General features: G+C 61.3%; 32 protein-coding genes. 18 read left to right on the forward strand and 14 right to left on the reverse strand.

The window, feature by feature from the left end:
- Positions 1 to 25: 25 nt before the first annotated feature.
- Positions 26 to 1,351 (reverse strand): tRNA uridine-5-carboxymethylaminomethyl(34) synthesis GTPase MnmE, encoded by a 1,326-nt coding sequence (gene mnmE, locus ACOOFN_RS07090; RefSeq protein ID WP_420430189.1) that lies wholly within the window; start codon positions 1,349 to 1,351, stop codon positions 26 to 28.
- Between the two features lie 5 nt (positions 1,352 to 1,356).
- A complete protein-coding gene (locus tag ACOOFN_RS07095; protein WP_420430191.1) occupies positions 1,357 to 1,593 on the reverse strand; it encodes a DUF6489 family protein in 237 nt (78 codons plus the stop codon).
- Positions 1,594 to 1,673: 80 nt separating this feature from the next.
- Between ACOOFN_RS07095 and ACOOFN_RS07100 the strand changes: the two genes are divergently transcribed.
- The 5 genes from ACOOFN_RS07100 (at position 1,674) to ACOOFN_RS07120 (ending at position 4,711) form a co-directional block, all read left to right on the forward strand.
- Positions 1,674 to 2,372 carry a dienelactone hydrolase family protein gene (locus ACOOFN_RS07100; RefSeq protein WP_420430193.1) on the forward strand — a complete coding sequence of 233 codons (699 nt, stop codon included), beginning with the start codon at positions 1,674 to 1,676 and terminating at the stop codon, positions 2,370 to 2,372.
- The gene (locus ACOOFN_RS07105) at positions 2,373 to 3,203 is read left to right on the forward strand and encodes a glycerophosphodiester phosphodiesterase family protein (RefSeq protein ID WP_420430195.1); all 831 of its coding nucleotides are present in this window, start codon (positions 2,373 to 2,375) and stop codon (positions 3,201 to 3,203) included. It begins immediately after the preceding gene.
- Positions 3,191 to 3,367 carry a hypothetical protein gene (locus ACOOFN_RS07110; RefSeq protein ID WP_420430197.1) on the forward strand — a complete coding sequence of 59 codons (177 nt, stop codon included), beginning with the start codon at positions 3,191 to 3,193 and terminating at the stop codon, positions 3,365 to 3,367. Before ACOOFN_RS07105 ends, ACOOFN_RS07110 begins: the two co-directional genes overlap by 13 nt.
- A gap of 39 nt (positions 3,368 to 3,406) precedes the next feature.
- A complete protein-coding gene (locus ACOOFN_RS07115; RefSeq protein ID WP_420430199.1) occupies positions 3,407 to 3,976 on the forward strand; it encodes a LytR/AlgR family response regulator transcription factor in 570 nt (189 codons plus the stop codon).
- Between the two features lie 132 nt (positions 3,977 to 4,108).
- Entirely contained in the window at positions 4,109 to 4,711 is a 603-nt protein-coding gene (locus ACOOFN_RS07120) for a hypothetical protein (protein WP_420430201.1), read from the forward strand.
- An 8-nt stretch (positions 4,712 to 4,719) separates the two neighbouring features.
- On the opposite strand, the gene ACOOFN_RS07125 is transcribed toward ACOOFN_RS07120, so the two are convergent.
- The 5 genes from ACOOFN_RS07125 to hemE all read right to left on the reverse strand — a co-directional run bounded on the left by ACOOFN_RS07125 (position 4,720) and on the right by hemE (position 9,452).
- On the reverse strand, positions 4,720 to 5,346 hold the full coding sequence (locus ACOOFN_RS07125; protein ID WP_420430203.1) for a glutathione S-transferase family protein: 627 nt from the start codon (positions 5,344 to 5,346) through the stop codon (positions 4,720 to 4,722).
- A gap of 7 nt (positions 5,347 to 5,353) precedes the next feature.
- Entirely contained in the window at positions 5,354 to 6,610 is a 1,257-nt protein-coding gene (gene rho, locus ACOOFN_RS07130; RefSeq protein WP_420435029.1) for a transcription termination factor Rho, read from the reverse strand.
- A gap of 325 nt (positions 6,611 to 6,935) precedes the next feature.
- The gene (locus ACOOFN_RS07135) at positions 6,936 to 7,400 is read right to left on the reverse strand and encodes a CopD family protein (protein ID WP_420430205.1); all 465 of its coding nucleotides are present in this window, start codon (positions 7,398 to 7,400) and stop codon (positions 6,936 to 6,938) included.
- Positions 7,393 to 8,430: a ferrochelatase gene (gene hemH / locus ACOOFN_RS07140; RefSeq protein WP_420435031.1), complete on the reverse strand. Its 1,038-nt coding sequence runs from the start codon at positions 8,428 to 8,430 to the stop codon at positions 7,393 to 7,395. The genes ACOOFN_RS07135 and hemH overlap by 8 nt, the downstream gene beginning before the upstream one ends.
- A complete protein-coding gene (hemE, locus tag ACOOFN_RS07145; RefSeq protein ID WP_420430207.1) occupies positions 8,427 to 9,452 on the reverse strand; it encodes a uroporphyrinogen decarboxylase in 1,026 nt (341 codons plus the stop codon). The genes hemH and hemE overlap by 4 nt, the downstream gene beginning before the upstream one ends.
- Before the next feature lie 453 nt (positions 9,453 to 9,905).
- Here hemE and ACOOFN_RS07150 point away from each other — a divergent pair, with 453 nt between their 5' ends.
- The 5 genes from ACOOFN_RS07150 to dnaQ are packed head-to-tail and all read left to right on the forward strand — an operon-like array spanning position 9,906 to position 13,462.
- The gene (locus ACOOFN_RS07150; protein ID WP_420430209.1) at positions 9,906 to 10,742 is read left to right on the forward strand and encodes a pyruvate, water dikinase regulatory protein; all 837 of its coding nucleotides are present in this window, start codon (positions 9,906 to 9,908) and stop codon (positions 10,740 to 10,742) included.
- The gene (locus ACOOFN_RS07155) at positions 10,739 to 11,326 is read left to right on the forward strand and encodes a Maf family protein (protein ID WP_420430211.1); all 588 of its coding nucleotides are present in this window, start codon (positions 10,739 to 10,741) and stop codon (positions 11,324 to 11,326) included. Before ACOOFN_RS07150 ends, ACOOFN_RS07155 begins: the two co-directional genes overlap by 4 nt.
- Entirely contained in the window at positions 11,323 to 12,165 is an 843-nt protein-coding gene (locus ACOOFN_RS07160; protein ID WP_420430213.1) for a shikimate dehydrogenase family protein, read from the forward strand. Before ACOOFN_RS07155 ends, ACOOFN_RS07160 begins: the two co-directional genes overlap by 4 nt.
- The gene (gene coaE / locus ACOOFN_RS07165) at positions 12,152 to 12,766 is read left to right on the forward strand and encodes a dephospho-CoA kinase (RefSeq protein WP_420430215.1); all 615 of its coding nucleotides are present in this window, start codon (positions 12,152 to 12,154) and stop codon (positions 12,764 to 12,766) included. Before ACOOFN_RS07160 ends, coaE begins: the two co-directional genes overlap by 14 nt.
- 3 nt (positions 12,767 to 12,769) lie before the next feature.
- On the forward strand, positions 12,770 to 13,462 hold the full coding sequence (gene dnaQ / locus ACOOFN_RS07170; RefSeq protein ID WP_420430217.1) for a DNA polymerase III subunit epsilon: 693 nt from the start codon (positions 12,770 to 12,772) through the stop codon (positions 13,460 to 13,462).
- 12 nt (positions 13,463 to 13,474) lie between these two features.
- Here dnaQ and secB read toward each other — a convergent pair whose 3' ends face one another.
- A complete protein-coding gene (secB, locus tag ACOOFN_RS07175) occupies positions 13,475 to 13,993 on the reverse strand; it encodes a protein-export chaperone SecB (protein ID WP_420430219.1) in 519 nt (172 codons plus the stop codon).
- A gap of 173 nt (positions 13,994 to 14,166) precedes the next feature.
- On the opposite strand from secB, the gene ACOOFN_RS07180 reads away from it, so the two are divergent.
- Genes ACOOFN_RS07180 through ACOOFN_RS07190 form a run of 3 tightly spaced genes read left to right on the forward strand, consistent with a single transcriptional unit; the run spans position 14,167 to position 16,479 of the window.
- A complete protein-coding gene (locus ACOOFN_RS07180) occupies positions 14,167 to 14,769 on the forward strand; it encodes a Tim44/TimA family putative adaptor protein (protein ID WP_420430221.1) in 603 nt (200 codons plus the stop codon).
- A complete protein-coding gene (locus tag ACOOFN_RS07185; protein ID WP_420430223.1) occupies positions 14,753 to 15,943 on the forward strand; it encodes a murein transglycosylase A in 1,191 nt (396 codons plus the stop codon). Before ACOOFN_RS07180 ends, ACOOFN_RS07185 begins: the two co-directional genes overlap by 17 nt.
- Positions 15,940 to 16,479, forward strand: a complete 540-nt coding sequence (locus ACOOFN_RS07190; RefSeq protein WP_420430225.1) for a Smr/MutS family protein — start codon at positions 15,940 to 15,942, stop codon at positions 16,477 to 16,479. The genes ACOOFN_RS07185 and ACOOFN_RS07190 overlap by 4 nt, the downstream gene beginning before the upstream one ends.
- Here the strand turns inward: ACOOFN_RS07190 and hslU are convergent.
- Positions 16,476 to 17,780, reverse strand: coding sequence for an ATP-dependent protease ATPase subunit HslU (gene hslU, locus ACOOFN_RS07195; protein ID WP_420430227.1), 1,305 nt, complete (start codon positions 17,778 to 17,780; stop codon positions 16,476 to 16,478). The genes ACOOFN_RS07190 and hslU overlap by 4 nt on opposite strands.
- Before the next feature lie 86 nt (positions 17,781 to 17,866).
- On the opposite strand from hslU, the gene ACOOFN_RS07200 reads away from it, so the two are divergent.
- A complete protein-coding gene (locus tag ACOOFN_RS07200) occupies positions 17,867 to 18,298 on the forward strand; it encodes a VOC family protein (protein WP_420430229.1) in 432 nt (143 codons plus the stop codon).
- Here ACOOFN_RS07200 and hslV read toward each other — a convergent pair.
- The 3 genes from hslV to ACOOFN_RS07215 form a co-directional block, all read right to left on the reverse strand.
- A complete protein-coding gene (hslV, locus tag ACOOFN_RS07205) occupies positions 18,295 to 18,849 on the reverse strand; it encodes an ATP-dependent protease subunit HslV (protein ID WP_420430231.1) in 555 nt (184 codons plus the stop codon). The genes ACOOFN_RS07200 and hslV overlap by 4 nt on opposite strands.
- Before the next feature lie 63 nt (positions 18,850 to 18,912).
- A complete protein-coding gene (locus ACOOFN_RS07210) occupies positions 18,913 to 20,964 on the reverse strand; it encodes a putative bifunctional diguanylate cyclase/phosphodiesterase (RefSeq protein ID WP_420430233.1) in 2,052 nt (683 codons plus the stop codon).
- A gap of 270 nt (positions 20,965 to 21,234) precedes the next feature.
- Complete coding sequence (locus ACOOFN_RS07215) at positions 21,235 to 22,242, reverse strand: adenosine kinase (protein ID WP_420430235.1); 1,008 nt, start codon at positions 22,240 to 22,242, stop codon at positions 21,235 to 21,237.
- A 105-nt stretch (positions 22,243 to 22,347) separates the two neighbouring features.
- Between ACOOFN_RS07215 and ACOOFN_RS07220 the strand changes: the two genes are divergently transcribed.
- Positions 22,348 to 23,241, forward strand: a complete 894-nt coding sequence (locus ACOOFN_RS07220) for an ATP-grasp domain-containing protein (RefSeq protein ID WP_420430237.1) — start codon at positions 22,348 to 22,350, stop codon at positions 23,239 to 23,241.
- Positions 23,242 to 23,301: 60 nt separating this feature from the next.
- Positions 23,302 to 23,769 (forward strand): DUF6438 domain-containing protein, encoded by a 468-nt coding sequence (locus ACOOFN_RS07225; protein ID WP_420430239.1) that lies wholly within the window; start codon positions 23,302 to 23,304, stop codon positions 23,767 to 23,769.
- Here ACOOFN_RS07225 and nth read toward each other — a convergent pair.
- Positions 23,766 to 24,428 (reverse strand): endonuclease III, encoded by a 663-nt coding sequence (gene nth / locus ACOOFN_RS07230; RefSeq protein ID WP_420430241.1) that lies wholly within the window; start codon positions 24,426 to 24,428, stop codon positions 23,766 to 23,768. The genes ACOOFN_RS07225 and nth overlap by 4 nt on opposite strands.
- Before the next feature lie 38 nt (positions 24,429 to 24,466).
- On the reverse strand, positions 24,467 to 25,084 hold the full coding sequence (locus ACOOFN_RS07235; RefSeq protein ID WP_420430243.1) for a LysE family translocator: 618 nt from the start codon (positions 25,082 to 25,084) through the stop codon (positions 24,467 to 24,469).
- Positions 25,085 to 25,133: 49 nt separating this feature from the next.
- On the opposite strand from ACOOFN_RS07235, the gene ACOOFN_RS07240 reads away from it, so the two are divergent.
- Positions 25,134 to 25,697 (forward strand): DUF2244 domain-containing protein, encoded by a 564-nt coding sequence (locus tag ACOOFN_RS07240; RefSeq protein WP_420430245.1) that lies wholly within the window; start codon positions 25,134 to 25,136, stop codon positions 25,695 to 25,697.
- Positions 25,698 to 25,722: 25 nt separating this feature from the next.
- The gene (locus ACOOFN_RS07245) at positions 25,723 to 26,580 is read left to right on the forward strand and encodes a methylated-DNA--[protein]-cysteine S-methyltransferase (protein ID WP_420430247.1); all 858 of its coding nucleotides are present in this window, start codon (positions 25,723 to 25,725) and stop codon (positions 26,578 to 26,580) included.
- Positions 26,581 to 26,583 lie beyond the last annotated feature (3 nt).

The following is a 26,583-nucleotide window of genomic DNA, read 5'->3' on the forward strand; positions in this document are numbered from 1 at the left end:
ACGTGTTTCACGTGAAACAGGTGGTCTATTTTCCGATGCAGAAGCGCGAAAAGACCGCGTCGAGGACATGTTCGACATCGATCCGGCCCGTCAGGCCTTCCAGCGCACGCACGGCCAGGCGGACATCCTCGCCTGCAAGTTCCGGGTCGGTCAGGCGTTGTTGTGCCCGAGCAAGCGCGCCGCGCGCGGCTTCAACATTGCGCCGATGGCGCAGCCGCGAGAGCGCCGGCATTTCCCGTTTTGACAGGCGCTCGGAAACAATCCCGGCAAGATGCCACTCGAGATCGCCCACGCCCTTGCTGGTGCGGGCGGAAAGCGCGAAATCCGGCTCCAGAGAGTCAGGAAGAGTCAGAACCTGCGGCAGATCGGCCTTGCCAAAGACAAGTATGTCGGATCTCTCCAAGACTGGAGTCATTTCCTGATTCCACGTCGCGCTACCATCCAGAAGCCCCACCACCAGATCAGCAGAGTCAGCACGAGTCAGGGCGCGCCGTACACCTTCCTTTTCGACGACATCTTCGGTCTCCCGCAAGCCGGCTGTGTCAGCAAGAGTCACAGCATAGCCGCCGAGATCCATACGCACTTCCACAATGTCCCGCGTGGTGCCTGGAATGTCGGTGACGATCGCCGCATCGCGGCGAGCCAGCGCATTCAACAGGCTGGACTTGCCGGCATTGGGCGGGCCGATGATGGCAATCCCGAACCCCTCGCGAATGCGCTCGCCGCGCCGGCCATCGTCAAGATGTTCCGACAAATCGTTGGCCAAGGCCGAAAGGATTGGTCCGGCGGTCTCGGCCAGCTTTTCCGGCACGCCCTCTTCGTCCGGAAAATCGATTTCGCCCTCGATCGCCGCCAACGCGTCGATCAGCCGCTCGCGCCAATCCTCGTATAGCTGACGCAGCGCACCGGACATCTGGGCCAGCGCCTGTTCGCGCTGCGCGCCGGTCTCGGCGTCGATCAGGTCTGCGAGTCCTTCGGCCTCGGTCAGGTCGAGCTTACCATGCTCGAAGGCGCGCCGGGTGAATTCGCCCGGCTCGGCCAGCCGCGCCCCGAGACCGGCAAGGCGGTCGGCCAAGGCCTCGATGACCGCAGGTCCGCCGTGAATCTGGAATTCGGCACTGTCTTCGCCGGTAAAGCTGTGGGGCCCCGGAAACCACAGGACAAGACCCTGATCGATCAATGTGCCCGCCGCATCGAGCAGACGGCGCAGCACGGCATGTCGCGGTCGCGGGCGCTTGCCTGCAATCGCGGCATCCAGGATCGATCCCGCCTCACGCCCTGACAGGCGCATCACGGCCACGCCGGAGCGGCCCGGCGGCGTCGCCAGGGCAAATATGGTATCTGCGGGCATGCGCGTTATTCCTTGCCGGTCTGCCCGGCCTGACGCATCAGCGACAGGAATTGATCCTGCATCTGACCGCCCAAACTCATCCAGTTACGCATCAGCGCTTCCGGCTCCAGCGAAGCCATGTTCTCATTCATGCGCTTGGTCATTTCCTTGACCATCAACTCGTTGACCGGAGCCACATCCGGCAAACCGAAGAAGCTTCGTGCCTCCTCAGGAGTGCAGTCGATATCGATCTTGACCTTCATCGTGGCCCCACTTGTTGTCACTGTTCAGACTTATATCCTGCCCAGCGTTCCGATCAAAAAGCAATGATAGGGAGAACCAGATGGCCTCCGAGCAGATCATGATCCATTCGCCCGACGGTGATTTCGGCGCCTACCGCGCTACACCGGACGCAGGCGAAGGGCCCGCCATCATCGTCCTGCAGGAAATCTTCGGTGTGAATGCCGTGATGCGCGAAATCTGCGACGATCTTGCAGGCAAGGGATATGTCGCCATCTGTCCGGACCTGTTCTGGCGGATCGAACCGAATGTCGACATCACCGACCAGAGCCAGGCGGAATGGGACAAGGCATTTGATCTGTTTGGTAAATTCGATGTCGAGTTGGGTTTGAAAGACATCGCCGTCACGGTAGATTTGGCGCGCCGTGATTCCGCCAGCAGTGGCAAGGTCGGTGCCATCGGTTACTGCCTGGGCGGGCTCCTCGCCTACCTCACTGCCTGCCGAACGGATGTCGAGGCCGCCGCCGGCTATTATGGCGTCAACATACCGAATTTCTTGGAAGAATCGAAAAACATCAGCGGCCATCTCCTGTTGCATGTGGCGGGTCAGGACCAGTTCGTAGACGCGGACGCGCAAAAAGCCATGCATGCCGGGCTGGACGACAATCCGCACGTCACGCTGCACGATTATCCCGAACAGGACCATGCTTTCGCACGGCGCGGCGGCGAGCATTTCGACGCCGACGCCGCCGATCTGGCCAACGCCCGCACCCGCGCCTTTCTTCAATCCCGTCTCAGATAGATGGGATTCTGGGTCGCCCTTCTCACCGGTGTCACATCCGGTCCTTCGCTGCCGCCAGTCAGCGCGTTGCTCGACTGCGCGCGCGATGCCGACATCACACTGGTTGCGGCCCATCGAGCAGGTGGATTCGCACCGGGAATTCCGGAGAATTCGCTGGCCGGGATCCGTGCGGCGGCTGCGCTCGGCGCCGCCTTTGCAGAAGTCGATCTGCGGGAAACGGCCGACGGTGAAATCGTGCTCATGCACGACGAGACGCTTGATCGCACAACGACCGGTCGCGGGCGGGTCGGTCATCACACGCTCGCCGAGCTGCGCCGCGTCCAGCTCGTCAACCCGCACGGCCGCCCGACGAGCGAAACCGTGCCGACGCTGAACGAAGCACTCGCCGTCGCTCAGGCTGAAGGCATTTATCTGGAACTGGACCTGAAGGGGGTGGAGGCTCACGGGATCGCGCGGCAATTGCGCGAAAACGGACACGCCGATGAGACCATTCTCATCCTCTACAACACGAGTCCCGCGGCCGCGATCCAGGCGATCGCACCGAATCTCGGCCTGTCACTGCCGCTTACCGACCGCGACGACGTACTCAATAGCGAGCTGGATTTTTCCACCCTGGTGAGCTGGGTCGGGCATGGCGTTCCCAATGCCCGGACCGAGGCGCTACTGACCGGGCAAGGAATCGAAACTGCCATGCATGATTTCCCGGGCGAGCGCGACGGCACGATCGATTATGCCTTCATCGATGCCATGCATGTCGAATTGCTGGCCTCGGATAATCCGCAGGCGGCCGTCGCCGTGCTGGGCGACTGGCGACCGGTATGCGGCCGCTAACCGCGCATCATCCCTATCTGCTGCGCGCCGCGATCGGGCTGGCGGCCTGGTTGGGCGCGCTGCTGATCGCGGTCGGACCGGTGTGGATCGATCGCGCGCGGCTCGGCCTGCCGGTCGATCCGGCAGCGCTGATCGCCGGATATGTCGTCGGATTCGCGCAGTGACTCATCCTGTTTCCGCTTGTCTTCACCGTGTCCGAACGCATGGCAGGCCAGGGGTGGGCGGCGACACTCCTGCGCGTCGCAGCGCTGGCGTTCGCCGTGTTCGGGGCGATCATGGCCTATCTGATTTTCCTTTATGCGCCGCTCGCCGGGATGAGTGCCGGCGCGGCCGTGGCGGCCCAACAGGTGACGCAATGGTTGTGGGACGCGGCCTTCTTCGTCATCGCACTGCTTGCCGGCCGGCTATACGGCCAGAGACGCTGGCCGGGACCAGACCGGATTGCGGTGAAATCGCCGGACCGGGTCGATTTCGTGCCGGTTTCGAGCCTTTTGGCGGTCACCGGCCAGGGCAATTATGCGGCGCTGATCAGCGAGACGCGGGAAGTGCTGCACCGGGCGACATTGGCCGAGATGGAGACGCTGCTTTCCCCGCACGGTTTTTGCCGCATCCACCGCTCGCACCTGGTGAGGCCATCGGAAATCGTCTCGGTGCGACTGAAGGCCGGCAAGGTGCGCGAGGTGGCTCTGCCGGGCGGGCATAGCTTCCCGGTCAGCGAGCGCCATGCCGATCATCTCGGCGCACATCTCTCCGATCCGCCGGTAACGGGCTGAGCGCTTCACCCTTCCGGACAGAGAATTCATCCCTCCAACGCCGGCATTCATCCCTTCGCCAGAGCCGCCATCTGGCGCCTAGGCCGCGACCGCGTTAACGCGCTTTCTCCAAATGAAAACAAGGAGAAAACCATGAATATCTTCCTCCCGATCATGGCCCTGTCGGCGGCCATGGCACAGACTCCGGATGGCGATTACGTCAATGTCTGCGACAGCGCACCCTATACCGATTTCGATTTCTGGGTCGGAGACTGGGTGGCAATCGATTACGATTCCGGTGTCGTGCAGGGTGTCGACCGGGTCGAGAAGATCGCTGATGGCTGCGCCATTCACCAGGACTGGACCCAACTTACAGACCGGTACCGGACACCTGGCGCGCCGGTTCGCTATTTCGGCGAATCGATTACAGCGCCTATCAATCCGCCGGACGGCGGCTGGCAACAGGTCTGGGTCAACCAGGGCGGCGGCGGAGCGATTACGCTTCGCGGTGGACTGGATGCAGATGGCACGATGGTGATTGCCACGGATGAGCGCGAAGCTTCCGACGGGCGTTTCTTCCGCCAAGTGTGGTATTGGGATCCGCTGGAGGAAGGCCGCATCCATTCCTGGGGCGAGATCCAGATCCGGCAAGCCGATGAAAACGGTTATTCGCTAACGCAAGTGCCGTGGAATTTGATGTATGTTCCGCGGGCCGATGCTCCCAATCTCGTCACCGCAACGGAAAACACCGAATAGCGAGCAGGCTAGTCGGCGCTGGCGCGTTTCCAGCTGTCCAGCGCCGTCACCCGCCTGAAATACGCTTTGAGTTCGTCGGGTACGCTGTCGAACTGCTTCACGAGTTTCACCAGGAGCAGCATGTAGACCACTGACATGTCGGCGAGAGTCAAGCGATCGCCGGCAAGCCATTCCCGTCCGCCCAGGCCGCGTTCGCATATCAGGGCAGCCTGTTTGTCGAATTCCGCCTTCGCCCAACGTGCGAGATCCGGATTACGCTTGTCCTCGGGCAGCAAAATGGTGTGGGCCAGCATCAGGCTGTTGGCCATCACCATGGTCGCTTCGCCGAAGTGCAACCATTCCAGATAGCGGGCGTAATCGGGCTCGTCCGGCATTACGACGAGCTCGGTCGGACCGTATCGGCCGGCCAGATACTGCATCATTGCCAGCGATTCGAGCATCAGCGTGTCGCCATCGCGCATCGCCGGGATTTTCTGCAGCGGGTTGACCGATTTGAAAGCGTCGCCACCAACCCGTCCATGAACGAATTCAGGCCGTTCGAGCGTGTAGGGAATGCCCATTTCCTCCATCACCCAGCGGGGTCGAATAGCGCGCGTGAGCGGCGCGTAATAGAGGGTGATATCGGGCTTGGACATGATGCTACTACGTGTTCATGGAGTCGAAGAAATCGGAATTTGTCTTCGTTTCCTTGAGCTTGGACAGGAGGAAGTCGATTGCATCCTGGGCGCCCATCGGGTTGAGGATGCGGCGCAGAACATATGTCTTCTGCAGATCGACCTTGTCGACCAGAAGCTCTTCCTTGCGGGTACCGGATTTGAGAATGTCGATCGCCGGGAAGACGCGCTTGTCGGCGACTTTCCGGTCGAGCACGATTTCCGAGTTACCGGTGCCCTTGAATTCCTCGAAGATCACTTCGTCCATGCGCGATCCGGTATCGATCAGCGCGGTGGCGATTATCGACAGGGATCCGCCATTCTCGATATTCCGCGCCGCGCCGAAGAAGCGCTTCGGGCGCTGCAGGGCGTTGGCGTCGACACCGCCGGTCAGCACCTTGCCCGAGGACGGGACGACGGTGTTGTAGGCGCGGCCCAGACGGGTGATGGAGTCCAGCAGGATAACGACGTCGCGGCCGTGTTCGACGAGGCGCTTGGCTTTCTCGATCACCATGTCGGCGACCTGGACGTGGCGCGTCGCCGGCTCGTCAAAGGTCGAGGAAATCACCTCGCCTTTCACCGTGCGCTGCATGTCGGTCACCTCTTCCGGGCGCTCGTCAATCAGCAGGACGATGAGGTAGCAATTCGGGTGATTGGTCTCGATTGCATGGGCGATATTCTGCAAAATCATGGTCTTACCGGTGCGTGGCGGCGCCACGATCAGGGCCCGCTGGCCCTTGCCGATCGGTGAGACAATATCGATCACGCGCCCGGTCTTGTCCTTCTTGGTCGGATCCGGCAGCTCGAGATTGAAGCGCTCTTCGGGATAGAGCGGCGTCAGATTGTCGAAATGGACCTTGTGGCGCGCCTGTTCGGGATCGGTGAAGTTGATCAGCGATATCTTGAGCAGGGCGAAATAGCGCTCGCCATTGCGCGGCGAGCGAATCTCGCCTTCCACCGTATCCCCGGTGCGCAGGCCGAATTTCTTGATCTGGTTGGGCGAGACGTAGATGTCGTCCGGGCCGGCCAGATAATTGGCTTCCGGAGAGCGCAGGAAGCCGAAACCGTCCTGCAGGATTTCAAGCGTTCCGCCACCATAGATCTCGACGCCGCGCTGGGCGACTTCCTTGAGAATGGCAAACATCATTCCCTGCTTGCGCATGGTGGCCGCGTTCTCGATATCGAGTGCCTCGGCGACCTGAAGCAATTCGGTCGGCTTCTTTTCCTTCAACTCCTGAAGCGACATGCGGGTGATACCCGCAAGCTCCGCCGGCAAGGTCTTCGGCTCATCATCGGTGTCGATGTCGCCATTGCTATCGGTGTCGGCATCGAGATCGTCATCATTTTCGATCTCATTTGGGGTATCGGACATGGGATTCTCTGGATTCAGGTCTGAACGGGAGGGGTCGAAAAGCCAATCTGACAGACTCCACCCCGGTTGGGACGGTACGTAACAGGTTTGTCAGGGTCGACGGGTTCGCCCCATAGGGCGCACACCGCTGGAAAGGAATTCCACAAATGCGGAACTTGCCCGACGAGTGACACAGCGCTAGCGGCGCGTCAAGACCGTTCTAGGTCAGCGCGACAGTCGCTATGAGCACGATCACAATCGCTGTGACCGCCGGAATTTCATTGTAAATCCGGTATTTGCGCTGCGACCAGTCATTGGTTCCGGCTTCGAATGCCTTCTTCCGCAATGCGAATACGTGGTGCAAACCCGTCATGACGACAATGCCGACGAACTTCACCAGCCAGTCCAACTGGTGAAAGATTGACCAGCCTCCAGCGCGTTCGGCATTGGACCAGATCAGGGCGAGGCCGAATATCCAGGCCACGATCATGGCAGGGTTCATGATGTATTTGAGCAGGCGGTGTTCCTGCAGCTTCAACACGGTGTCGAGTTCGCCGCCGGGCACGGCATCACAATGATAGACGAAGAGACGCGGCAGATAGAGCAGGCCGGCCATCCAGGCGATAACCGCCAAAATGTGCAAGCCCCGCAGCCAGTCATAGGCACCGAGAAAGAAATCAGCCATCCGCCACCATTGGATTGGGACATTTTGTGAAACCTGACGGGCAAATGCGCTTTCCGCAAGGTGGTTTCAATCCTACAGATCCCTTCAGGGCATCAAGAACAAGCCCCGCAAGGCTGTCGATGAAAGCTGAATCGATACCCAGCGCCGGAACACGCTTATAGGTCTGGATGCCCTTCTCGTGCGCGAGTTCGGCATATTCCTCATCGAGCTCTACAAGAGTCTCGATATGCTCGGAAACAAATGCGATCGGGGTCAGAAAGACGGCTTTCGCATCTCGCGCAGCACTTTCGATGGCATCCTCGGTCGATGGCCCTATCCATTTCAAAGGGCCCACACGAGACTGGTAGCAGATCTGCCAGTCCGAAAGTTCCGGTAGGTGTTTCATCACCGCCTCACAGGTCTGCTCGACCTGCCACTGATAGGGATCGCCAGCCTTTACCGTTCGTTCCGGAAGTCCATGTGCCGACAGCAATAACCGTGCATTGGTTGGTGATCCGGCTGCCAACCAGGACTTGCGGATAAGCGTGGCATGTGCCGCGATGAATTCCGGCGCCTCCGGATAGCAACAAATGGCGCGCGCATCGCCGCCGCCAGCCTGCTTCCAGCCGCTCAGTGACGAGCCGGTCGTCGAAGTCGAATATTGCGGGTAGAGCGGAAGCAGAATGATCTCGTCAGGGTTCCAGTCCTCCACCTCGCGGACGATATCCTCGATGAATGGATGCCAGTAACGCATGGCGACAAACATCCGGAACGTGTTGTCGGGCGAGGCCGTCAGCAGCTTTTCTTCGAGAGCGCCAGCTTGCTTTTTTGTTTCCGGAAGGAGAGGCGAACCGCCGCCCATTTTCCCATAGTTTTCCTGTGCTTCCCGAGTTCGTGTCGTTGAAATCAGCCAAGCCAGAAATTCGCGGATTGGTCCCGGTGCCGCGATGATTGCAGGATCCCGAAACAGGTTTCGCAGGAAAGGCTTGACGTCTTCGGGCCCGTCAGGTCCCCCCAGATTGAACAGGACCACCGCGACTTTAGCCATCAGCTCGTGCCTCGTACCCGCTTGACTAGCCTGTGCACGTGATCAACCGGGACATCCGGCGTGATGCCGTGGCCCAGGTTGAAAATGTGCGGCCGGTTTGAGAAAGCGGAAATGATGCGGTCGGTCTCGGCGTCAAGCTCCTTGCCGCCAGCGCCCAGTACTGCAGGGTCGAGCTGGCCCTGCAGCGGCATGCCCGCCGGCAAGTTCGCGGTTGCCCAGCCGGCATCAAGCCCATGATCGAGCGCAAGCGCTGTGACTCCGGTTTGTTCGGCATAAGCGCGATAGCTCGTCCCTGCACCTTTCGGGAAACCGATGACCGGCAGGTCGATACCTGCGTGTTTCAATCCGTCGACAATCCGTTTCGTCGGGCGAATGACCACATCATTGAACATGCGTGGCGGCATGCCTTCCGCCCAGCTGTCGAACAGTTTCAGGACTTCGGCACCGGCGTTTGCTTGCATGACCAGATAGCGGATGGTGGCGTCCGCTAATAGGTCGAGCAGTTTCTCCATGGCCTCGGGGTGCTGCCAGTACATCCGGCGCGCATTCCAGCGATCCTTCGATCCGCCACCCTCGATCATGTAAGTTGCCACGGTCCAGGGCGATCCGGCAAAACCGATCAGTGTGGTCTGACCCGGTAGTTGCCGGGAAAGGATCGATACCGTCTCGCCTACCGGACCCAGTATGGCTTCGACATCGCCTATCTCGAGATCCGCAATGTCATCTGCTGACAGCGGATCAAGCTTCGGCCCCTCGCCGGCCTCGAACCAGACCCGGCGATCGAGGGTCATGGGAATGAGCAGAATATCTGCAAACAATATCGCCGCATCGAAGCCAAAACGGTCAATCGGCTGCAAGGTGACCTCTGCCGCCTTTTCAGGGCTCAAGCAAAATTCGATGAAGCTATTCGTGGTGGCGCGAACCTGTCTGTATTCGGGCAGGTAGCGCCCGGCTTGGCGCATCAGCCATACCGGGGGTCGCTGCGGTATGACCCCAGACAGCACATCAAGGACGATTTTACTCATGACCGGAGGGTTAGGGGCGAAGGACACCGAAGGCAATCCGGATTAACCACATGACCACTTAATTTCCATCTTTCATTAAGAAAGATTGGGGGAGTCGTTGGGCTGTTCGGATTTGTGATGGAATTCGATTTCCCCAGAATCCACGCTGCGAAATGCTGTTGATTAAAATCCGAACGATATTCTTTTTGTAAACGCAAGATATGAAATAACTCATATTTTTCATAAACTTGAAAATTGATTCATGTGGATATGGATGTGCATAATAGGCTGACACCGTTAATAACTCTGCTTTGGTCTGCAACTGCGAACAGGTCTGTCAGGATGTGAATTGTTGTTGGATAGTTTTGGAGCTTTTCCCCGCTGATCCTGCGGCGGACGAAACGGCCGGTCGTTGTGTTAACGACGGGCCGAATTGTTAACACTCGATTAACCTTGAACTGGTGAGCAATTGCTATGACTGCCAACCCGAACGGCCAGCGCCAGTTTCACGTTCATCTCGTCTCCGACTCAACCGGCGAGACCCTGGGCGAGGTGATGCGGGCTTCGGTGGCGCAGTTCGAAGGCGTCGAGGTGATCGAACACCTGTATGCGCTGGTGCGCTCGCCGCGGCAGATGGATCGGGCCCTGGCTGAAATCGAGCGCGCGCCCGGCGTTGTCATGTACACCATCGTGTCGGCGGCGATGCGCCAGCGTCTCGAGGATCATTGCCAGAAGATCGGAACGCCGGCGATCGCCATTCTCGACCCGATCATCGCCACGCTGTCCGGGTTCCTGGCATTGCCACCCTCGAGCCGCGCCGGCGCACAACATGATCTGGACGCGCAATACTATCAGCGTATCGAAGCGCTCAATTACGCGATCATGCATGATGACGGTCAGGGCGGAAATCTCGAGGGCGCCGACGTCGTTCTGCTTGGCGTGAGCCGGACCTCGAAAACGCCGACCTGCATCTATCTGGCGCATCGCGGCGTCAAGGCTGCCAATATTCCGCTGGTCCGCGGCGGCGAAACGCCGGCGGCCGTTGCCAATGTCAGGAATCCGCTGGTGGTCGGGCTGACGGCCTCGCCCGAAAGGATCGTGCAGATCCGGCGAAACCGGCTGCTGTCGTTGAATGAGGGACGCGATACCGATTATGTCGACGACGTGTCCGTGAAGGACGAGATCATTGCCGCCAAGCGCATGTTTGCGCGCCATGGCTGGCCGACAATTGACGTGACACGTCGCTCGGTCGAGGAAACCGCCGCGAAGATTCTCAACCTGATCAATGAGCGCAAGGGAAAGGCCAGATGACGCAATTGGTGCTGGCGTCCGGTAGCGCGATTCGCCGAAAGATCCTGAAAAATGCCGGGATTCCGTTCGCCGTGCAGACGTCCGGCGTTGACGAGGACGCGCTGAAGCAGGACTGGGCCGGCGATGATCCAAGCGATCTGGCGGTGCGTCTGGCCGAGGCCAAGGCGAGCGCTGTCCAGGTGCCAGGCGATGTGGTCGTACTCGGCGCGGACCAGGTTCTCAGCTGCGAGGGAGAACTGTTCGACAAGGCCAAGTCGGTCGATGAGGCGCGGGACCGCCTGCTGCATCTTCGCGGCAAGACCCATACGCTGCATGCCGGTCTCGCGGCGGTCCGCGGCGGAGAGGTCATCTGGCGGTACCGGACCGAAAGCCATCTCAGCGTAAGGCCGTTTTCTGACGTGTTTCTAGAGACTTATCTCGATCGTGCCGGCGAGGTCCTAACCCAGAGCGTTGGTGCCTATGCCTATGAAGGCCTGGGGGCCCAGCTTTTCCATCACGTCGACGGGGATTACTACGCCATTCTGGGGCTGCCGCTGGTGCCGCTACTGGATTTCCTGCGCCAACAGAACGTGATCGAAACATGATCTCCGGGGTCACGCGCACGGCTGGCGTGATCGGGGCGCCGGTGACTCACTCGCTCTCACCGCTGTTGATGAACAGCTGGATCGCGGCTGCAGGGCTCGATGCCGTCTATGTCGCGCTGCCCGCCCGGGCCGATTTCGACACGGATGGATTCCGGTCCCTCGGCCGCAGCGGGCTGGCGGGTGTGAATGTCACCCTGCCATTCAAATCGCGCGCGCTGGAAGCCGCCGACCAGGTGAGCGAAGCGGCGCGCCTGGTGGGGGCTGCCAATCTGTTGTGCTTCGGACCGGAGGGGATCCGGGCCGACAATACCGATATCGACGGGGCCCGCGAAGCGTTGAAAACGGCCGAATGCGAGTTTCGCGACCGGACGGTGCTGGTGCTTGGCGCAGGCGGGGTGGCACAAGCGATCTGTGCGGCGGCCATGCAGGATCGGGCCGGGCGCATCCTGATTGCGAACCGGACGGCAGATCGCGCGTCGGCGCTGGCGGCGAAGTTCGACACGGCCCACTCTGTCGACTGGGCAGCGCGGACGGCCGTGCTTGCCGAGGCAGACATTGTCGTCAATGCGACCAGCCTTGGCCTTGATGGGCGGTCTTCTCCGCTCGAATCCTGGCAGGGCGCGCGCGAAGGCGCGGTTGCGTTCGACACGGTCTATACGCCGGCGGTTCGCCCCTTCCTCCAGGATGCGCGGGCGGCAGGGCTGACGAGCGTTGACGGGCTGGCCATGCTTATCGGCCAGGCGCGGCCCTCATTTCGGCAATTGTTCGATCAGGCGGCACCCGAGGAGATCGACGCAGATACATTGTTGCGAAAGGCGCTGACGGATGGGCCTGTATAAGCTCGGCCTCACCGGATCGATCGGAATGGGCAAGTCGACGACAGCCCGGATGTTCGCCAATGCCGGTGTTCCGGTGTTCGACTCCGATGCCGTCGTTCATCAACTCTACGCGCCCGGCGGTGCAGCCGTTGCCGTCGTTGAAGAGACTTTTCCCGGCGTCGTGAAGGATGGCGCCATCTCTCGCGAGAAGCTGTCCGCCATGCTGTCCGTCGATCCGTCCGGATTCGATCGCCTCAATGCCATTGTCCACCCGCTGGTGGCGGCTGCACGCGAACGCTTTCTCGCAAACGCAGCCGCAGCGGGACATGAACTGGTGGTTTTCGATATCCCGCTATTGTTCGAAACCGGTGGTGATGCGCTTGTTGATGGCATCCTTGTGGTGACCGCGCCAGCCGAGGTCCAGCGCTCGCGGGTGCTGGTCCGGCCGGGCATGACAGAAGGGAAATTCGCGCAGATTCTGGAACGCCAAACACCGGATTCGGAAAAGCGCCAGCGCGCCGACTTCCTGATCGATACGTCGCAAGGGCTGGAAGCGGCACAAAAAGCTGTGGACTCGGTGATCGCGGAATTGAGCGCGCGTTCAAATCAGGACAGGACCTAGGCCATGCGTGAGATTGTATTCGATACAGAAACGACCGGCCTGGATCCGCGCACGGGTGACCGGATCACCGAGCTGGGGTGCGTCGAAGTCGAAGACTTCATTCCCACCGGCCGGACCTGGCACGCCTATGTCAATCCGCAGCGCGACATTCCGGAAAAGGTGACGGAAATCACCGGGCTGACGGCCGAGTTCCTGGCCGACAAATCACTGTTCAAGGATGTTGCTGACGACTTTCTCGAATTCGTCGGCGATAGCCGCGTCGTGGCTCACAATGCGCCGTTTGATCGCGGCTTCATCAATATGGAGCTGGAACGTATCGGCAAGCCGGTGATCGCCAATGACAGATGGGTCGATACTGTCGTCATCGCGCGCAAGAAATTCCCGGGAGCGCATGCCTCGCTGGATGCCCTGTGCAAACGGTTCGGGATTTCACTTGAAACCCGCGACAAGCACGGTGCCATCATCGATGCATTGCTGCTGGCCGATGTCTATCTGGAGCTCAATGGCGGGCGAGAACGCGCGCTCGACCTGGCCGGCGACAGCGGCGAAAACGGGGGTGTCGTCAGCTTTCCAAAGCGTTCGGCAAGGCCGGAGCCAATAAAAAGCCGCCTGACCGAAGCGGAGCAGGCGGCTCATGAGGCTTTTGTGGATTCGCTCGGCGAGAACCCGGTCTGGAAAACGTCCGGGTTGCTCTGACGAGCGCGAAACCTACTGGACCGGCGCGTCACCGGCGGGCGGCGTGTTGCCGCCGGCCTGTTGCTGGCGCGCCAGCTGTTGACGGTAAAGACCGGCAAAATCGATCGGCTCGAGCATCAGCGGCGGGAAGCCACCATCCCGGGTCGCATCAGCGAAAACACGCCGGGCGTACGGGAAGAGGAGGCGTGGGCATTCGACCAGCAACATGGGCTGGCGCGCTGCATCATCGAAATTGAGCAATTCGAACAGGCCACCATAAGCAAGTTCGCAAATGAAGGTGGTCTCTTCCTCGCGCTTCGCCTGGGCCGACATCATGATGGTTACTTCATAGGTATTGTCTTCAACACTGCGTGCCTGGACATCGATATTGATGTCGATGGCCGGCTGTGTCTGGTTGGCCCGAAGCGTGGCCGGAGCCCCCGGATTCTCGAAGGACAGATCCTTTACATACTGCACGAGCATGCGCATCTGCGGCATGTTCTCGGGAATGTTGTTTTGCGGATTACCGCCCGTTTCCGGTGTATCAGCCATGCTTTTTTCTCCAGCCCGTATTCCGGCGATTCACTTGCATCGACCGTTTGACGAAGCCGGGCGGGTAACATGTGCACGCGGAGGGGGCAAGACGCATGCTGCGGGCTGACTCAGACCACAACCCACCCTATGTTACCGCTCAAGCGGTTTTTTCAGGAGTCTTCGGACGCATCATGGAGCTGATCACCCTTCTCATCGCTGCCGGAGCGGCTGCTTTTTTCGGCTATCGTCTGTTTACGGTTCTCGGCCGGAAAACCGGCCATACGCCGGATCTGCGCCCGGTGACGCCGGCAAGCGACAAGAATTCCGATCCGGCCGAGCTGACTCCGGCGATGACGGATGGCGAGCCGCAAAAGGGTTGGGTCGTCGATATGGACCCGGCCCTGTTCCTTGACGGCGCGCGCAAGGCCTACGCACTCATCGTCGAAGGGTTTGCCAAGGGTGACCGCGAAGCGCTGGAGCCACTGTTGACCCCCAAAGTCTATGATCGATACGCGAACGCAATTGCCAACCGGGAGCAGAAGCAGCACGTGTCGACGACGGAAATCGAACGTATTTCCGAAAGCGAAATTCTCGAAAGCCGACGCGATGGCGATACCGTGCAGGTAAAGGTCCGGTTCAAGGCCGACATTTCGACCGAAACCAAGGATAGCGACGGCAAGGTCGTGTCCGGCGATCTGACCCGCCTGACGTCGGTTGAAGAAATCTGGACGTTCGAAAAGGATGCCGACAGCCGTGATCCGAACTGGAAACTTGCAGGTGTCCGCACGGCTTAGCGCTATCGGGCTGTTGCTCGTCCTGGCGGCCTGCGGCCGTGAGCCGGAAGCCCCGCCGCCACACGTCGAACCCACGCCCGCCCCCACATCGTCACCGATCTTCGAAGTGTTGGACTGGACAGCTATTCCAGCATGGCCGCAACTGGATCTCGATCCGGCAATACAAGCCTTCGAGCGCTCGTGTAATGCCTGGTCGGATCTTGATGGCGAGTCGAATTTGTCGGACCGGGCTTGGCCGGTAGGTCAACGCGCCGAGTGGCAGGCGGTGTGTGCGGCTCGCGGCAATGCGGCGCCAGCCGATTATTTCGAAAGCCATTTCGTACCGGTCCGCGTGCGGGCCGGGGACCAGGCGACCGGATTGCTGACCGGTTATTACGAGCCCGAACTGGCGGTGAGACGCCGGCCGGGCGGCGCTTTCACCCACCCCATTCGATCCCGGCCCGAAGACCTTGTCTCGGCCGATCTCGGCGCGTTCAGCGAAGAACTGGCCGGCCACCGCCTGGTCGGCCGCGTCGACGGAAACCGATTCATACCCTATCGCGACCGCGCCGCGATCGAGCGAGCCGACAGCGGCGCGGTTCTGGCCTGGGGACAGCCCATAGATGTCTTCTTCCTGCAGATACAGGGTTCGGGCCGGCTGGTATTCGATGACGGCGAGACCGTGCGGGCCGCCTTTGCTGCCCATAATGGATTGCCCTACGCCTCGATTGGTCGAGAACTGGTCGCCCGCGGCGAGCTCGAACTGCATGCGGCGTCGAAATCCGGCATCGAGACCTGGCTGCAGGACAACGGGCCGCAAGCCACAGCCGAATTGTTTGCCGTCAATCCGCGCTATGTTTTCTTCGGTCTCGAGCCGCTACCAAACCCGGATCTCGGACCGCGCGGTGCAGCAGGTCTTGCCCTGACCCCCATGGGTTCGGTCGCGGTCGACCCGGATTTCCTGCCCTATGGCGTGCCCGTGCTCCTGTCGGCCGACTTGCCTGAAGCGGACGGCTGGACCGGGCTGGTCGTCACGCAGGACACGGGGGGCGCCATCACAGGGCCGCTGCGCGGTGACCTGTTCTATGGCTGGGGCGAGGCCGCCGAACGCCGGGCAGGTTCAACCAGGTCGCAGGCGAGCTGGATTGTGCTGTTGCCTCGTTCGGTCGCCGAACGGCTTTCCAGCCCGGCATGAAAAAGCGGGTCCTTCGCCCGGAAGAGCGCCAGATCTGGCGTCAGGTGACGCGATCCGTGATGCCGCTGGACCCGGAACGGCCGCCAGAGCCGGACCCTGCCGTGCAAAAGACCCCACCAGCGGTGACCGGTCTGGGCCGGGCCCGTCCGGTGTCGAAGCCGAAGCCGGAGAAACCGCGTGCCACACCGCCACCGCAGGACCGATCTGCCGAACGCCGGCTGCGCCGCGGCCGCATCGAGGTCGATGCGCGGATAGACCTGCACGGCATGACTCAGGCCGCCGCGCGCACGGCGCTGGGGCATTTCCTGCACGGGGCACGCTCGCGCGGCTTTCGCTGTGTGCTGGTGATCACCGGAAAGGGGAAATCGCCATCACGCGCCCGGCAGGACCATGAATCCGCGCCCGGAATTCTCAAACGCCGGTTTCCGGGCTGGCTGGCGGAGCCGGAACTGCGTCACCTGATCACCGGCTATGCCGGCGCGCATCGCCGGCACGGCGGCGACGGCGCGTTCTACGTGCTGATACGCGCACTCTAGAGAATGAATTTTGACAGGTCGGCATCCTCGGCCAGGTCGCCTACGGCCTTGCGGACATAATCGCCATCGATGTGGATGGATTCGCCAGCCCGATCGGAGGCGGTGAAAGAAATTTCCTCGACCAGCTTCTCCATGATGGTCTGCAAGCGTCGGGCGCCGATATTCTCGACACTCTCATTGACCCGTGCGGCCAATCCGGCGATTTCCTCGACCGCGTCATCGGTGAAATCGAGACTGACCTCCTCGGTGCCGATCAACGCCGTGTATTGCCGGATCAGGCTGGCTTCAGGCTCGGTCAGGATGCGCTTGAAATCGTCCTTGGTGAGCGCCCGCAATTCCACCCGGATCGGCAGCCGGCCCTGCAGTTCGGGCAGCATGTCGGAGGGCTTGGCAATGTGGAAGGCGCCGGAGGCGATAAAAAGGATGTGGTCGGTTTTCACCGGGCCATGCTTTGTGGATACCGTTGTGCCCTCGATCAACGGCAGGAGATCGCGCTGCACGCCTTCGCGCGAGACGTCCGCGCCCCGCGCATCCGAACGCGCGGTGATCTTGTCGATCTCATCTAGGAAGACAATGCCGTCATTCTCCGCGAGTTGAATGGCCTCGCTGGTGATCACGGCATCGTCGATCAGCTTGTCGGCCTCTTCGGCGATCAAGGGCTCGTAGGCCTCGCGCACCGAGGTGCGGATCCGCTTCGTCTTGCCGCCAAACCCCTTGCCGAGAATGTCCGACAGGTTGAGAACGCCGGCGCCGCCAGGCATGCCGGGAATGTCCAGTTGCTGGAAAGGCGAGGCGGATTCGGCGAGATCGACCTCGATCTCCTTGTCGTCGAGCTCGCCGTCGCGCAGCCGCTTGCGGAAGCTTTCCTTCGTCGTTTCGCTGGCGCCGGGACCGACCAGCGCTTTCAAAACCCTGTCCTCGGCCGCCTTGTGGGCGCGCGCCTTCACGGATTCCCGCTTTTCCTCGCGCACCATGCCGATCGCGACCTCGACGAGGTCACGGGCGATCTGGTCAACATCGCGGCCGACATATCCGACCTCGGTGAATTTGGTCGCCTCGATCTTGATGAAAGGGGCTTTGGCGAGCTTGGCGAGGCGGCGCGAGATCTCGGTCTTGCCGACGCCCGTCGGGCCGATCATCAGGATGTTCTTCGGCGTGACTTCCTCGCGCAGGCCCGGCTCCAGCCGGCGGCGGCGCCAGCGATTACGCAGCGCAATGGCGACGGCGCGTTTGGCATCCTTCTGGCCGATAATGTGACGATCGAGTTCGGAAACAATCTCGCGGGGAGAGAAATCGGTCATGTTCAGGCGCGGCTTTCCAGTCTAGGTGTGGGGCGAGATGTAGTCACGCGAGCGGCGTTCCACAAAGTCCGAAGCTGAGAAAACTCATGACCGAAACGCAACGGCCCCGATTCCACCTCGCCTTCCCGGTACACGATCTTGAAGCCGCGCGCGGCTTCTATGGCGATCTGCTTGGCTGTCCGCAGGGCCGCGAGGATCCGGGACAGTGGATCGATTTCGACCTGTTCGGCCACCAGGTGGTGGCGCATCTTGCTCCCGAGGAATGCGGCGGCGCGACGGCCAACGATGTCGACGGCAAGAAGGTGCCGGTCCGGCATTTCGGCCTGCTGATGAAATGGGCGGACTGGGAAGCCCTGGCCGAGCGGTTGCAGGGTGCCGGCGCGGATTTTCTGATCGAACCCTATGTCCGCTTTGCCGGAAAGCCGGGCGAGCAGGGCACGTTCTTCATCATCGACCCGAGCGGGAATGCGCTGGAATTCAAGACCTTCCGCGATGAAGGGCAGATTTTCGCGACTTAGCCTTCCATCACCTCGATGGTGAGCTGATCATTGGTGTAGACGCAGATCCGCGCCGCGATCGCCATTGCCTTGCGGGCGAGTACTTCGGCGTCATCCTCATACTCCATGAGGGCGCGCGCGGCCGACAGGGCGTAGTTGCCGCCGGAACCGACGGCAACGACGCCGTCTTCCGGTTCAAGCACATCACCTGCACCGGTGATCAGGAAGGTTGCTTCCCGGTCGCCGACAATCAGCATCGCGTCGAGGCGGCGCAGATAGCGGTCGGTGCGCCAGTCCTTGGCGAGTTCGACACAGGCGCGGGCGAGCTGACCGGAATGCTTTTCCAGCTTGGCTTCCAGACGTTCGAACAGGGCAAAGGCATCGGCCGTGGCGCCGGCGAATCCGGCAACAACCTTGCCGCCGGACAGGCGCCTTACCTTCTTGGCATTGCCTTTCATCACGGTCGGACCGACCGAGACCTGTCCGTCTCCGGCGAGCACGAACTTGCCGTTCTTGCGAACGCCGAGAATGGTCGTGCCGCGCCAGCCCGGGGTCTGTGTTTCTGTGGTCATGCCTGCCTCCGCATCGGGGATGCAGAGTTGGGCGCCGCGGCTGCGAAGGTCAAGGCGTGAAGATCAGGCCGAGGCGACCGCTATATCGTCCTCGAGGCTTGCCCGGGCATAGGATTCGAACTCATCTGCCGGCACCGGCTTGGAGAACAGATAGCCCTGGGCGAGGGTAGCCCCTTCTTCGCGGAGCGCCGCCAATTGCTCGGTGGTCTCGACGCCTTCAGCCACCGTTTTCAGCTTGAGCGCCTTGGCAAGAGCCAGAATGGTCTCGACGACAGCGCGCGAGTGCGGATCCTGCGACATGGACCGGACAAAGCTCTGATCGATCTTGAACACGTCGAACGGCATGCGGGTCAGATAGGACAGCGAGGAGTGACCGGTGCCGAAATCATCGATCGCGAATTTCACGCCCCGATTACGCAGCGGCTGAACCTGGTCGATGACGCGCTGGGGATCGCGCATGGCAATGGATTCCGTCAGTTCGATCTCGAGCAATTCCGGCGGCAAACCGGTCTGTTCGAGAGTTTCCAGAACATTGTCGGCAAAACCCGGGCGTTCGAACTGCATGGCGGAGACGTTGACGGCGACCGGCAGGACGAGGCCTTCGCTGGCCCAGGCCGCTGCCTGTTGGCAAGCGACGCGCAAAACCCAGTCGCCGATCTCGCCGATGAGGCCGGATTCTTCGGCAGCGTCAATGAAATGACCTGGCGCCAGCAGGCCGGACGTCGGGTGATTCCAGCGCACAAGCGCCTCGGAACCGGCAATGACGCCATCATTCATCCGCACCTTCGGCTGATAGAACAGCGTCAGCTGGTCGTTCTTCACCGCATCACGCAGCTCATTTTCGAGCACCAGCCGCTCGAATGCGGATTCGTTCATCGACTGTTCGAAGAAATGCACAGCATTGCCGCCCGAGCCCTTGGCGTGGGCCATGGCCAGGTCGGCGTGGCGCAACAGGCTTTCGGGCTCTGCGCCGTCCTGCGGGAAGACGGCGACGCCGACACTGATTCCGAGGAAAACCTGGTGACCCGAGACATCGAAGGGACGGCTGACGGCATTGATGATCTGTTGTGCGAAACGCGCCATTTCCGACGAGCTCTCGACACGCGGCACCAGCAATGTGAACTCGTCACCACCGAGGCGCGCGACCATGGAAGGTTCGCCCTGTCCGCCTTTCGCGAGGTCGAATCCGCGTGCGGATTCGCGCAGGCGGCGGGCGACCATTTCGAGCAGGCGGTCACCTTCGCCGATGCCGAGCGAATCGTTGACGCGCTTGAACCGATCGAGATCGAGGAACATCACCGCGCCCGTCGTATTTTCCTCGACGGCCTTGCGGGTCACGCGCTCGACTTCCTTGCGGAATCGTTCGCGGTTGGGCAGTTCGGTGATCATGTCGACATAGGCGAGGCGGTGGATCCGCTTCAGGTTTGAATCGATCCGCGACAGCATGCGGTTGAACGCATTGGCCAGGACTTCGAGCTCGTCACCGGTCTTCACACTCAGCCGGACATCGAGCGATTTCGAGGACGCGGTGCGCGCGGCATTCGTCAGCTGGCCGATGGGGCGCAGCGAGAAGTAGACCAGCGCGGCCGCCAGCGGCAGCAGGATCAACATCGCCATGACAGCGGTCAGCATGTGGCGCTTGAGTGCCTCACGCCCCGCGGCCAACAGCTCGTCCATTGGCGATTCGGTATAGACGACACCGGTCAGCCGGCCCGCCGAGCTGTAGATCGGCGCCGCGACGTGCACGGTTCCGTCACGGATTTCAAACCGGGTTTCGCCCGATCCCAGCGCCATGACGACCAATGGCTCGGTTGCAAGCGAAGAGTGGACGGGATCGACCGTGTTGCTGTGCACCAGCATCCGCCGCCGCGCATCCGCAATAAGGGCCTCGTTGATGTCGGCGCGTTCCGTGAAACGCGATATCCGTGCCTGAAGCCGGTCGATGTCATTGGCAATGATGTCTTCGGACACGTTCAGTGCGAGGAGCTGCGCCCTCATGCCGGCGCGCTCGATCAGCACGGCCTCGTGTTCACGCCGGTCGCTATTGTTCTCGATCACCATCAAGAGCGCGGCCGTCGCGATCATGAGAAAAGCCGTCATGACCGTGAACTTCATGGTCAAAGACCGCATGAAGCGGGAAATCAGACTGTGAAGCGGTGCCATTGAACGCCCTTAATCCGTTGTCCAAGGGCGGACCGACACCGGGACATGTCCAATAGAATTATGGATCTGTCCGCTGCACATCATTCCGTCCACCCTGAATTTTTCTTCTCGTTCAGGGTGAATGTGACAGAAAGGGTTTGAAACGTGGTTAAGGCCGAAATCAGGTTTCGTTAATGGGTATGGAGGGCATTTGCCGTCTGCCGTTAAGCCCCGCGAAACCCTTTACTTGCTGTCCAGGTCGATCCCGCGCTGCGCTGCGAGCGCTTTCAGGTCGGCATTCGGACGCGCACCGATATGGGAAATAATCTCTGCGGCGGCAATGGCGCCAAGCCGGCCTGACGTTTCGAGATCGTGGCCGGTTGCGAGGCCGGTCAACATGCCGGCGGCAAACAGGTCTCCCGCGCCGGTAGTGTCGACAACCCGGTCGACCGGCTCTGCGGCTATGGCGACCGATTTTCCGTCCTCGATCAGCACGGCGCCCTTTTCGGAGCGCGTGACAGCAGCGATGCGTGTTTCTGCGGTGACCGCGGCCAGCGCTTCGTCGAAACTATCGGTTTCATACAATGAGAGAAGCTCCGCCTCATTGGCGAACAGAATGTCGATATGATTGCGGACCAGCTGCCGGAAGGCGGCACGGTGCCGGTCGACACAGAAGCTGTCCGAGAGAGTCAGAGACGTCAGCCGGTCAGCGGCTTGCGCGATCTCGGCGGCGCGGACGAAGGCGGATTTGGCCTCCTCGCGATCGAACAGATAGCCTTCAAGATAAGTGATCCGGGCCGCCGCGATCTTCTCGGCGTCAATGTCCTCTTCGGAGAAGAACACCGAGGCGCCCAGAAACGTCGACATCGAGCGCTGCGCATCCGGCGTCACATTTATCAGGCAACGTGCGGTCAGCGGTCCGTCCTTCAATGGTGCGGTATCGTAATCGACGCCAGCCGCATTCAGATCGTGTCGAAATATCCCGCCGAGCTCGTCATCGGCGACCTTGCCGATATAGGCACCGCGGGCGCCGAGGGCGGCGATCCCGGCGAGCGTGTTGGCCGCCGAACCGCCGGATACCTCCTTGCCGGGCGCCATCGCGTCGTAGAGCGTTTCGGCGCGGGCCTCGTCGATCAGCGTCATGGCGCCCTTTTCGATCGACTGGGCTTTCAGGAATTCATCGTCGCACTGGGCGATGACATCCACGATAGCATTCCCCACACCAATGACGTCGTAACGGGCTCGACCCATGTTCCTGCTCCCTTGAAAGCCAGTAATCGGCATGGTTGCGACCTAGCGCGCGCCCGGCGGGGCCGCAAGCTTGCAGACTGCGCCGCAAAACGCTAACCGCGCCGTATGAGACCTGTCGCATTCCTCACCGCATCCTGCGTGCTCGAAGAGCATCCCGAGAGCCGCGAAGACGCGTGGGAGCACACGCTTGAAATGGCGGCCCTTCGACCGGCGTGCAAACACCGGATGTTTTCGCTGGAAGAGGTTATCTGGGACGACCCCGGCTTCGCCCCCGAGGCGTATGAGGCTGTCATCGTCGGCACTTGCTGGGATTACATGGAAAAGCCCGATCTTTTCCTCTCGAGCATGGAGGCGGTATCGCGCCAAACCCGGCTGCTCAATCCGTTTCCGACGCTGCGCTGGAACAGCGACAAGATCTATCTGTCCGATCTCGCGCGCAAGGGTGTCCCGACGGTCCCGACCATCTGGGCAGACCGGGCCACGCCCGAGACGATTGCTCCGGCGTTCGCCGCGCTGGATTGCGATCGCATCGTTGTGAAACCCCGCATCGGGGCGAGCGCATGGCGGCAAGCCTCGCTGCGCCGGGGCGAAGCTCTTCCTGGTGCCGAGGCGCTGCCGCCCGGTGCGTGCCTGATTCAACCCTTCCTCAAGGCTGCCGAAAGCGAAGGCGAGCTTACCCTCCTCTTCTTTGATCGCGTGTTCTCGCACGGGCTGGTCAAGACACCGAAAGCCGGTGATTACCGGACGCAATCCATGTATGGCGCGACAGAGGCCGCGACCGAACCGCCTGCCGAAGCGTTGCACGTGGCCCATGCCGCTCTGGAGGCCGTTGACGGGCCGCTGCTATATGCCCGCGTCGATCTGATGCGCGGTGATGATGGTGGCTGGAAGATCATGGAGCTCGAACTGATCGAGCCCTATCTCTATCCCGAACAGGGGCCTTTTACTGGCGCGCATTTCGCTTCCGCGCTCGACCGATTGTTAGCGAAGAACGAATGAGCGCCATGACTTCGCCGCGGTTTTCCGGCAGGGTGTTCGCAATCAATCAGGAGACCTAGCATGCGCGCCTTCTTGCTGAGCACTTCGCTATTCGCTCTTGCCGCCTGTGCGACGGACAATAATTCCATCGAGGCGATCCAGGTGTCCGAAAGCGCCTGTTTCGGCGCTTGCCCGATCTATGAGCTGACAGTGACACCGGATGACCATTACCAGCTGGATGGTCGGCGTTTCACGCGGATCAACGGATATTCCGAAGGCGAGCTGGCGCCCGGCAGCTATGCACAGATGCAGACCTTGCTGGAGAATGCGAATTTCTTTTCGCTGCCGGAGAACTACACGTTCGCCAATCCGGAGCTGTGTCCCGGACCACAAATCTCGGACATGCCTTCCATCACGATCAGCTATACAACGCGCCGAAATTCACACACCGTGACCTGGTATCAGGGCTGTGGCGCGCCGGTGATGCGCGATTTGCGCGACGGTCTGCGCGATGCGTTCGATTATGACGAGATCGTCCGGCCAGGCTAGGCCGGCGTCTTTTGCTCGAAACGGCAGAGGTCAGCGACCGCGCAGTTCGGGCAGTCCGGCTTGCGCGCCTTGCAGGTATAGCGGCCGTGCAGGATCAGCCAGTGATGCGCGCCCTTGATATATTGCGGCGGGGTGATCGCCTCGAGTTTCAATTCGACTTCAAGCGGGTTTTTGCCGGGCGCAATATTGGTCCGATTCGAGACCCGGAAGATATGCGTGTCGACCGCGATGGTGGGCTCACCGAATGCTTCATTCATGACGACATTGGCGGTCTTGCGGCCGACGCCCGGCAGTTTCTCGAGGTCCCCGCGAGCTTTCGGAACCGCGCCGCCAAATTCCTCGAGAATCATTTTCGACAAGGCGTAGACATTCTTCGCCTTGTTGCGGAACAGGCCGATCGTCTTGATGTGCTCGCGAACGCCGTCCTCGCCGAGCGCAACCATCTTTTCCGGCGTATCGGCAATCGCAAACAGTGATTTCGTGGCCTTGTTTACGCCGACATCGGTGGCCTGGGCAGAAAGGGCTACGGCGACCACCAGCGTGAAGGGATTGACATAGTCGAGCTCGGTCGCCGGATCGGGCCGGACCTCTGCCAGACGGGCATAGAATTCCGTGGCTTCCTCGAGTGTGAACGGGGCGGGCTTCTTTTTTCTTGGCATGGCAGCGGATTAGCCTGCACGCATGCTGGCGCCAAGCGCTAATGCGCGGCGGCGACAAAAAGCCAGACAGCCACGCCCACCAGCGCCAGAGACAACAGGCGCCGGATTCGCCGGTTCTGGCGCTCATTCTCGATATATCCGCGCAAGCTCGACGCGAGCAGGACGAGAAGCGTGTGGATCAGCGTGGCGATGGCGACCGACAGGAGCGCCAGCAGCAAGGCCTGCGGCCGCACCGGAAGCTGCGGCGAAATGAATTGCGGCAAGACGGTAATGTAGAAGATGGCGGCCTTGGGATTTAGGGCGTTGATCACGAATCCGCGGATCGCATGCGCGGAATTGCCAGCCGAACGGACCGCGGCCGAGGTCTCGCCTGCTTCCCGCCAGCCTTCCCAGGCGAGGTACAACATGAAGAGCGCGCCGGCCCAGCGCAGGATTTCATATGCCAAATCCGATCGAGCAATCATTGCAGCGAGCCCGATGGCCGAAAGCCCGGCAATGAATGCCAGACCGGTCGCTATGCCTGCCGTTGCTGCCAGGCCGGACTTGCGACCTTCGGCGAGGCTCAACATGACCAGCCACGCCATGTTCGGGCCGGGTGTCAGCTCAATGAGCAAGGCGGCGAATGCGAAGCCGACGAAGAGACCGGGATCAATCACTCTCTGCGCTTAGCGAGAATGCATGAATTCGTCACGCGACTTTCGGCCGATGAACGCTATGTTCGCGCAAATGCGCGGACCGATCGAAACCTGCCCGCCCGAAGCCGTCCTGCCGGAAGAACCGGACGGCGCGCTGTTCATGGATGCCGTCCTGTCGCCCAACCGGTCGCTGCCGAATCCCGGTTTCGTCATTCTGATGGTTGTTCTTTGCGGCGTCAGTTTCCTGGCCGGGCTCGTTTACTGGCGCATGGGGGCGTGGCCGGTGCCATTCTTCTTCGGTATCGACGTGCTTTTGGTGTGGCTGGCCTTCAAGATCAGCTATCGTGACGGTCAGCAGCGCGAGATCATTCGCGTCAGTCGCGACCGGATCCTTGTACACAGGAAGCACCCGAATGGTGCCGTACGGCATTTTGTCCTGCCGACGGGCTGGACCCGCGTCATCGTGCACAAGCCCGGCCTTCATGATGCCGCGGTTGAACTCAAGGCTTCTGGCAACCGTTTGATTGTAGGTGCCTTTCTAAGCCCTGCGGAACGACCCGATCTGGGAGAGGCGATTGAACGGGCCATCCTTCAGGCGCGCGGGCTATCAGCACAAGAAACGGGTGGCGATTAGGCCGGCGTCACGCCATCCTGCCGGCATGACGACAAGCCCGGAACCGATATCCTACGACCTTCATGCCGCGCAGCGCGATTATGACCGGATCAGCGAGGCGCTGGGTTATCTCGGCGACAATTGGCGCGATCATCCCGATCTCGACGCGGCGGCCCGTGCTGTCGGATTGTCTCCACATCACTTTCAACGCGTATTCTCGCGCTGGGTCGGTGTCAGTCCGAAAAAATATGTCGGCGCGCTGGCTCATTCCGCCGCCCGCGATGCGCTGGCGGACGGTGCCAACGTGCTTGATGCGAGTTTCGAGGCCGGCCTTTCGGGACCCGGCCGGCTGCACGATCTGTTCATTGCGCACGAGCAGGTGACGCCCGGTCAGGCGCGAAACCGGGGTGCCGGCCTGGCCTTCCGCTGGGGTGCGGCACCGACGCCGTTCGGAACCGGCGTCTTCCTGGTGGCGCCACGCGGCTTGTCGGCGCTGGCGTTTGCGGAGCTTGACATCGAAACGGCCTTTTCCGATTTGCAATCCCGGTATCCCGCCGCCCGTTTCGAGCGCGACGACAAGCTCGCAAATCACTGGTCACTGCGGATCTTCAGGGGCGACGACCAACCGATCCCGCTGGCGCTGTACGGCACACCTTGGCAACGCCAGATCTGGCGGGCGCTGTTGTCCATTCCGCCAGGTCAGACAGCGAGCTATCGCGATGTCGCAGCCTCCGTCTGCCTGCCCAAGGCTGCTCGCGCGGTCGGGGCAGCGGTCGGGGCCAATCCGGTGAGCTGGTTGATTCCCTGCCACCGGGTGCTGGCCTCCGATGGCCGGTTGACCGGCTATCATTGGGGTGTGAGCCGCAAGCGGGCGATGCTGGCCTATGAGGCTGCAAGCGCCTAGATA

Origin of the sequence: Hyphobacterium sp. (assembly GCF_965217055.1) — a bacterium.
In the GTDB taxonomy this organism is placed as follows: domain Bacteria; phylum Pseudomonadota; class Alphaproteobacteria; order Caulobacterales; family Maricaulaceae; genus Hyphobacterium.

Coding starts and splice junctions, on each gene's coding strand:
- ACOOFN_RS07155 (WP_420430211.1), top strand. CDS start 10,739: ATGACGCAATTGGTGCTGGCGTCCGGTAGCGCGATTCGCCGAAAGATC.
- ACOOFN_RS07220 (WP_420430237.1), top strand. CDS start 22,348: ATGAGACCTGTCGCATTCCTCACCGCATCCTGCGTGCTCGAAGAGCAT.
- ACOOFN_RS07190 (WP_420430225.1), top strand. CDS start 15,940: ATGAAAAAGCGGGTCCTTCGCCCGGAAGAGCGCCAGATCTGGCGTCAG.
- dnaQ (WP_420430217.1), top strand. CDS start 12,770: ATGCGTGAGATTGTATTCGATACAGAAACGACCGGCCTGGATCCGCGC.
- hemE (WP_420430207.1), bottom strand. CDS start 9,452: ATGAGTAAAATCGTCCTTGATGTGCTGTCTGGGGTCATACCGCAGCGA.
- ACOOFN_RS07135 (WP_420430205.1), bottom strand. CDS start 7,400: ATGGCTGATTTCTTTCTCGGTGCCTATGACTGGCTGCGGGGCTTGCAC.
- ACOOFN_RS07095 (WP_420430191.1), bottom strand. CDS start 1,593: ATGAAGGTCAAGATCGATATCGACTGCACTCCTGAGGAGGCACGAAGC.
- ACOOFN_RS07100 (WP_420430193.1), top strand. CDS start 1,674: ATGGCCTCCGAGCAGATCATGATCCATTCGCCCGACGGTGATTTCGGC.
- ACOOFN_RS07225 (WP_420430239.1), top strand. CDS start 23,302: ATGCGCGCCTTCTTGCTGAGCACTTCGCTATTCGCTCTTGCCGCCTGT.
- rho (WP_420435029.1), bottom strand. CDS start 6,610: ATGTCGCTTCAGGAGTTGAAGGAAAAGAAGCCGACCGAATTGCTTCAG.
- ACOOFN_RS07240 (WP_420430245.1), top strand. CDS start 25,134: ATGAACGCTATGTTCGCGCAAATGCGCGGACCGATCGAAACCTGCCCG.
- ACOOFN_RS07245 (WP_420430247.1), top strand. CDS start 25,723: ATGACGACAAGCCCGGAACCGATATCCTACGACCTTCATGCCGCGCAG.
- ACOOFN_RS07120 (WP_420430201.1), top strand. CDS start 4,109: ATGAATATCTTCCTCCCGATCATGGCCCTGTCGGCGGCCATGGCACAG.
- ACOOFN_RS07115 (WP_420430199.1), top strand. CDS start 3,407: ATGGCAGGCCAGGGGTGGGCGGCGACACTCCTGCGCGTCGCAGCGCTG.
- ACOOFN_RS07180 (WP_420430221.1), top strand. CDS start 14,167: ATGGAGCTGATCACCCTTCTCATCGCTGCCGGAGCGGCTGCTTTTTTC.
- hslV (WP_420430231.1), bottom strand. CDS start 18,849: ATGACCACAGAAACACAGACCCCGGGCTGGCGCGGCACGACCATTCTC.
- ACOOFN_RS07210 (WP_420430233.1), bottom strand. CDS start 20,964: ATGAAGTTCACGGTCATGACGGCTTTTCTCATGATCGCGACGGCCGCG.
- ACOOFN_RS07150 (WP_420430209.1), top strand. CDS start 9,906: ATGACTGCCAACCCGAACGGCCAGCGCCAGTTTCACGTTCATCTCGTC.
- ACOOFN_RS07105 (WP_420430195.1), top strand. CDS start 2,373: ATGGGATTCTGGGTCGCCCTTCTCACCGGTGTCACATCCGGTCCTTCG.
- ACOOFN_RS07160 (WP_420430213.1), top strand. CDS start 11,323: ATGATCTCCGGGGTCACGCGCACGGCTGGCGTGATCGGGGCGCCGGTG.
- hslU (WP_420430227.1), bottom strand. CDS start 17,780: ATGACCGATTTCTCTCCCCGCGAGATTGTTTCCGAACTCGATCGTCAC.
- ACOOFN_RS07200 (WP_420430229.1), top strand. CDS start 17,867: ATGACCGAAACGCAACGGCCCCGATTCCACCTCGCCTTCCCGGTACAC.
- ACOOFN_RS07110 (WP_420430197.1), top strand. CDS start 3,191: ATGCGGCCGCTAACCGCGCATCATCCCTATCTGCTGCGCGCCGCGATC.
- nth (WP_420430241.1), bottom strand. CDS start 24,428: ATGCCAAGAAAAAAGAAGCCCGCCCCGTTCACACTCGAGGAAGCCACG.
- ACOOFN_RS07215 (WP_420430235.1), bottom strand. CDS start 22,242: ATGGGTCGAGCCCGTTACGACGTCATTGGTGTGGGGAATGCTATCGTG.
- secB (WP_420430219.1), bottom strand. CDS start 13,993: ATGGCTGATACACCGGAAACGGGCGGTAATCCGCAAAACAACATTCCC.
- ACOOFN_RS07125 (WP_420430203.1), bottom strand. CDS start 5,346: ATGTCCAAGCCCGATATCACCCTCTATTACGCGCCGCTCACGCGCGCT.
- coaE (WP_420430215.1), top strand. CDS start 12,152: ATGGGCCTGTATAAGCTCGGCCTCACCGGATCGATCGGAATGGGCAAG.
- mnmE (WP_420430189.1), bottom strand. CDS start 1,351: ATGCCCGCAGATACCATATTTGCCCTGGCGACGCCGCCGGGCCGCTCC.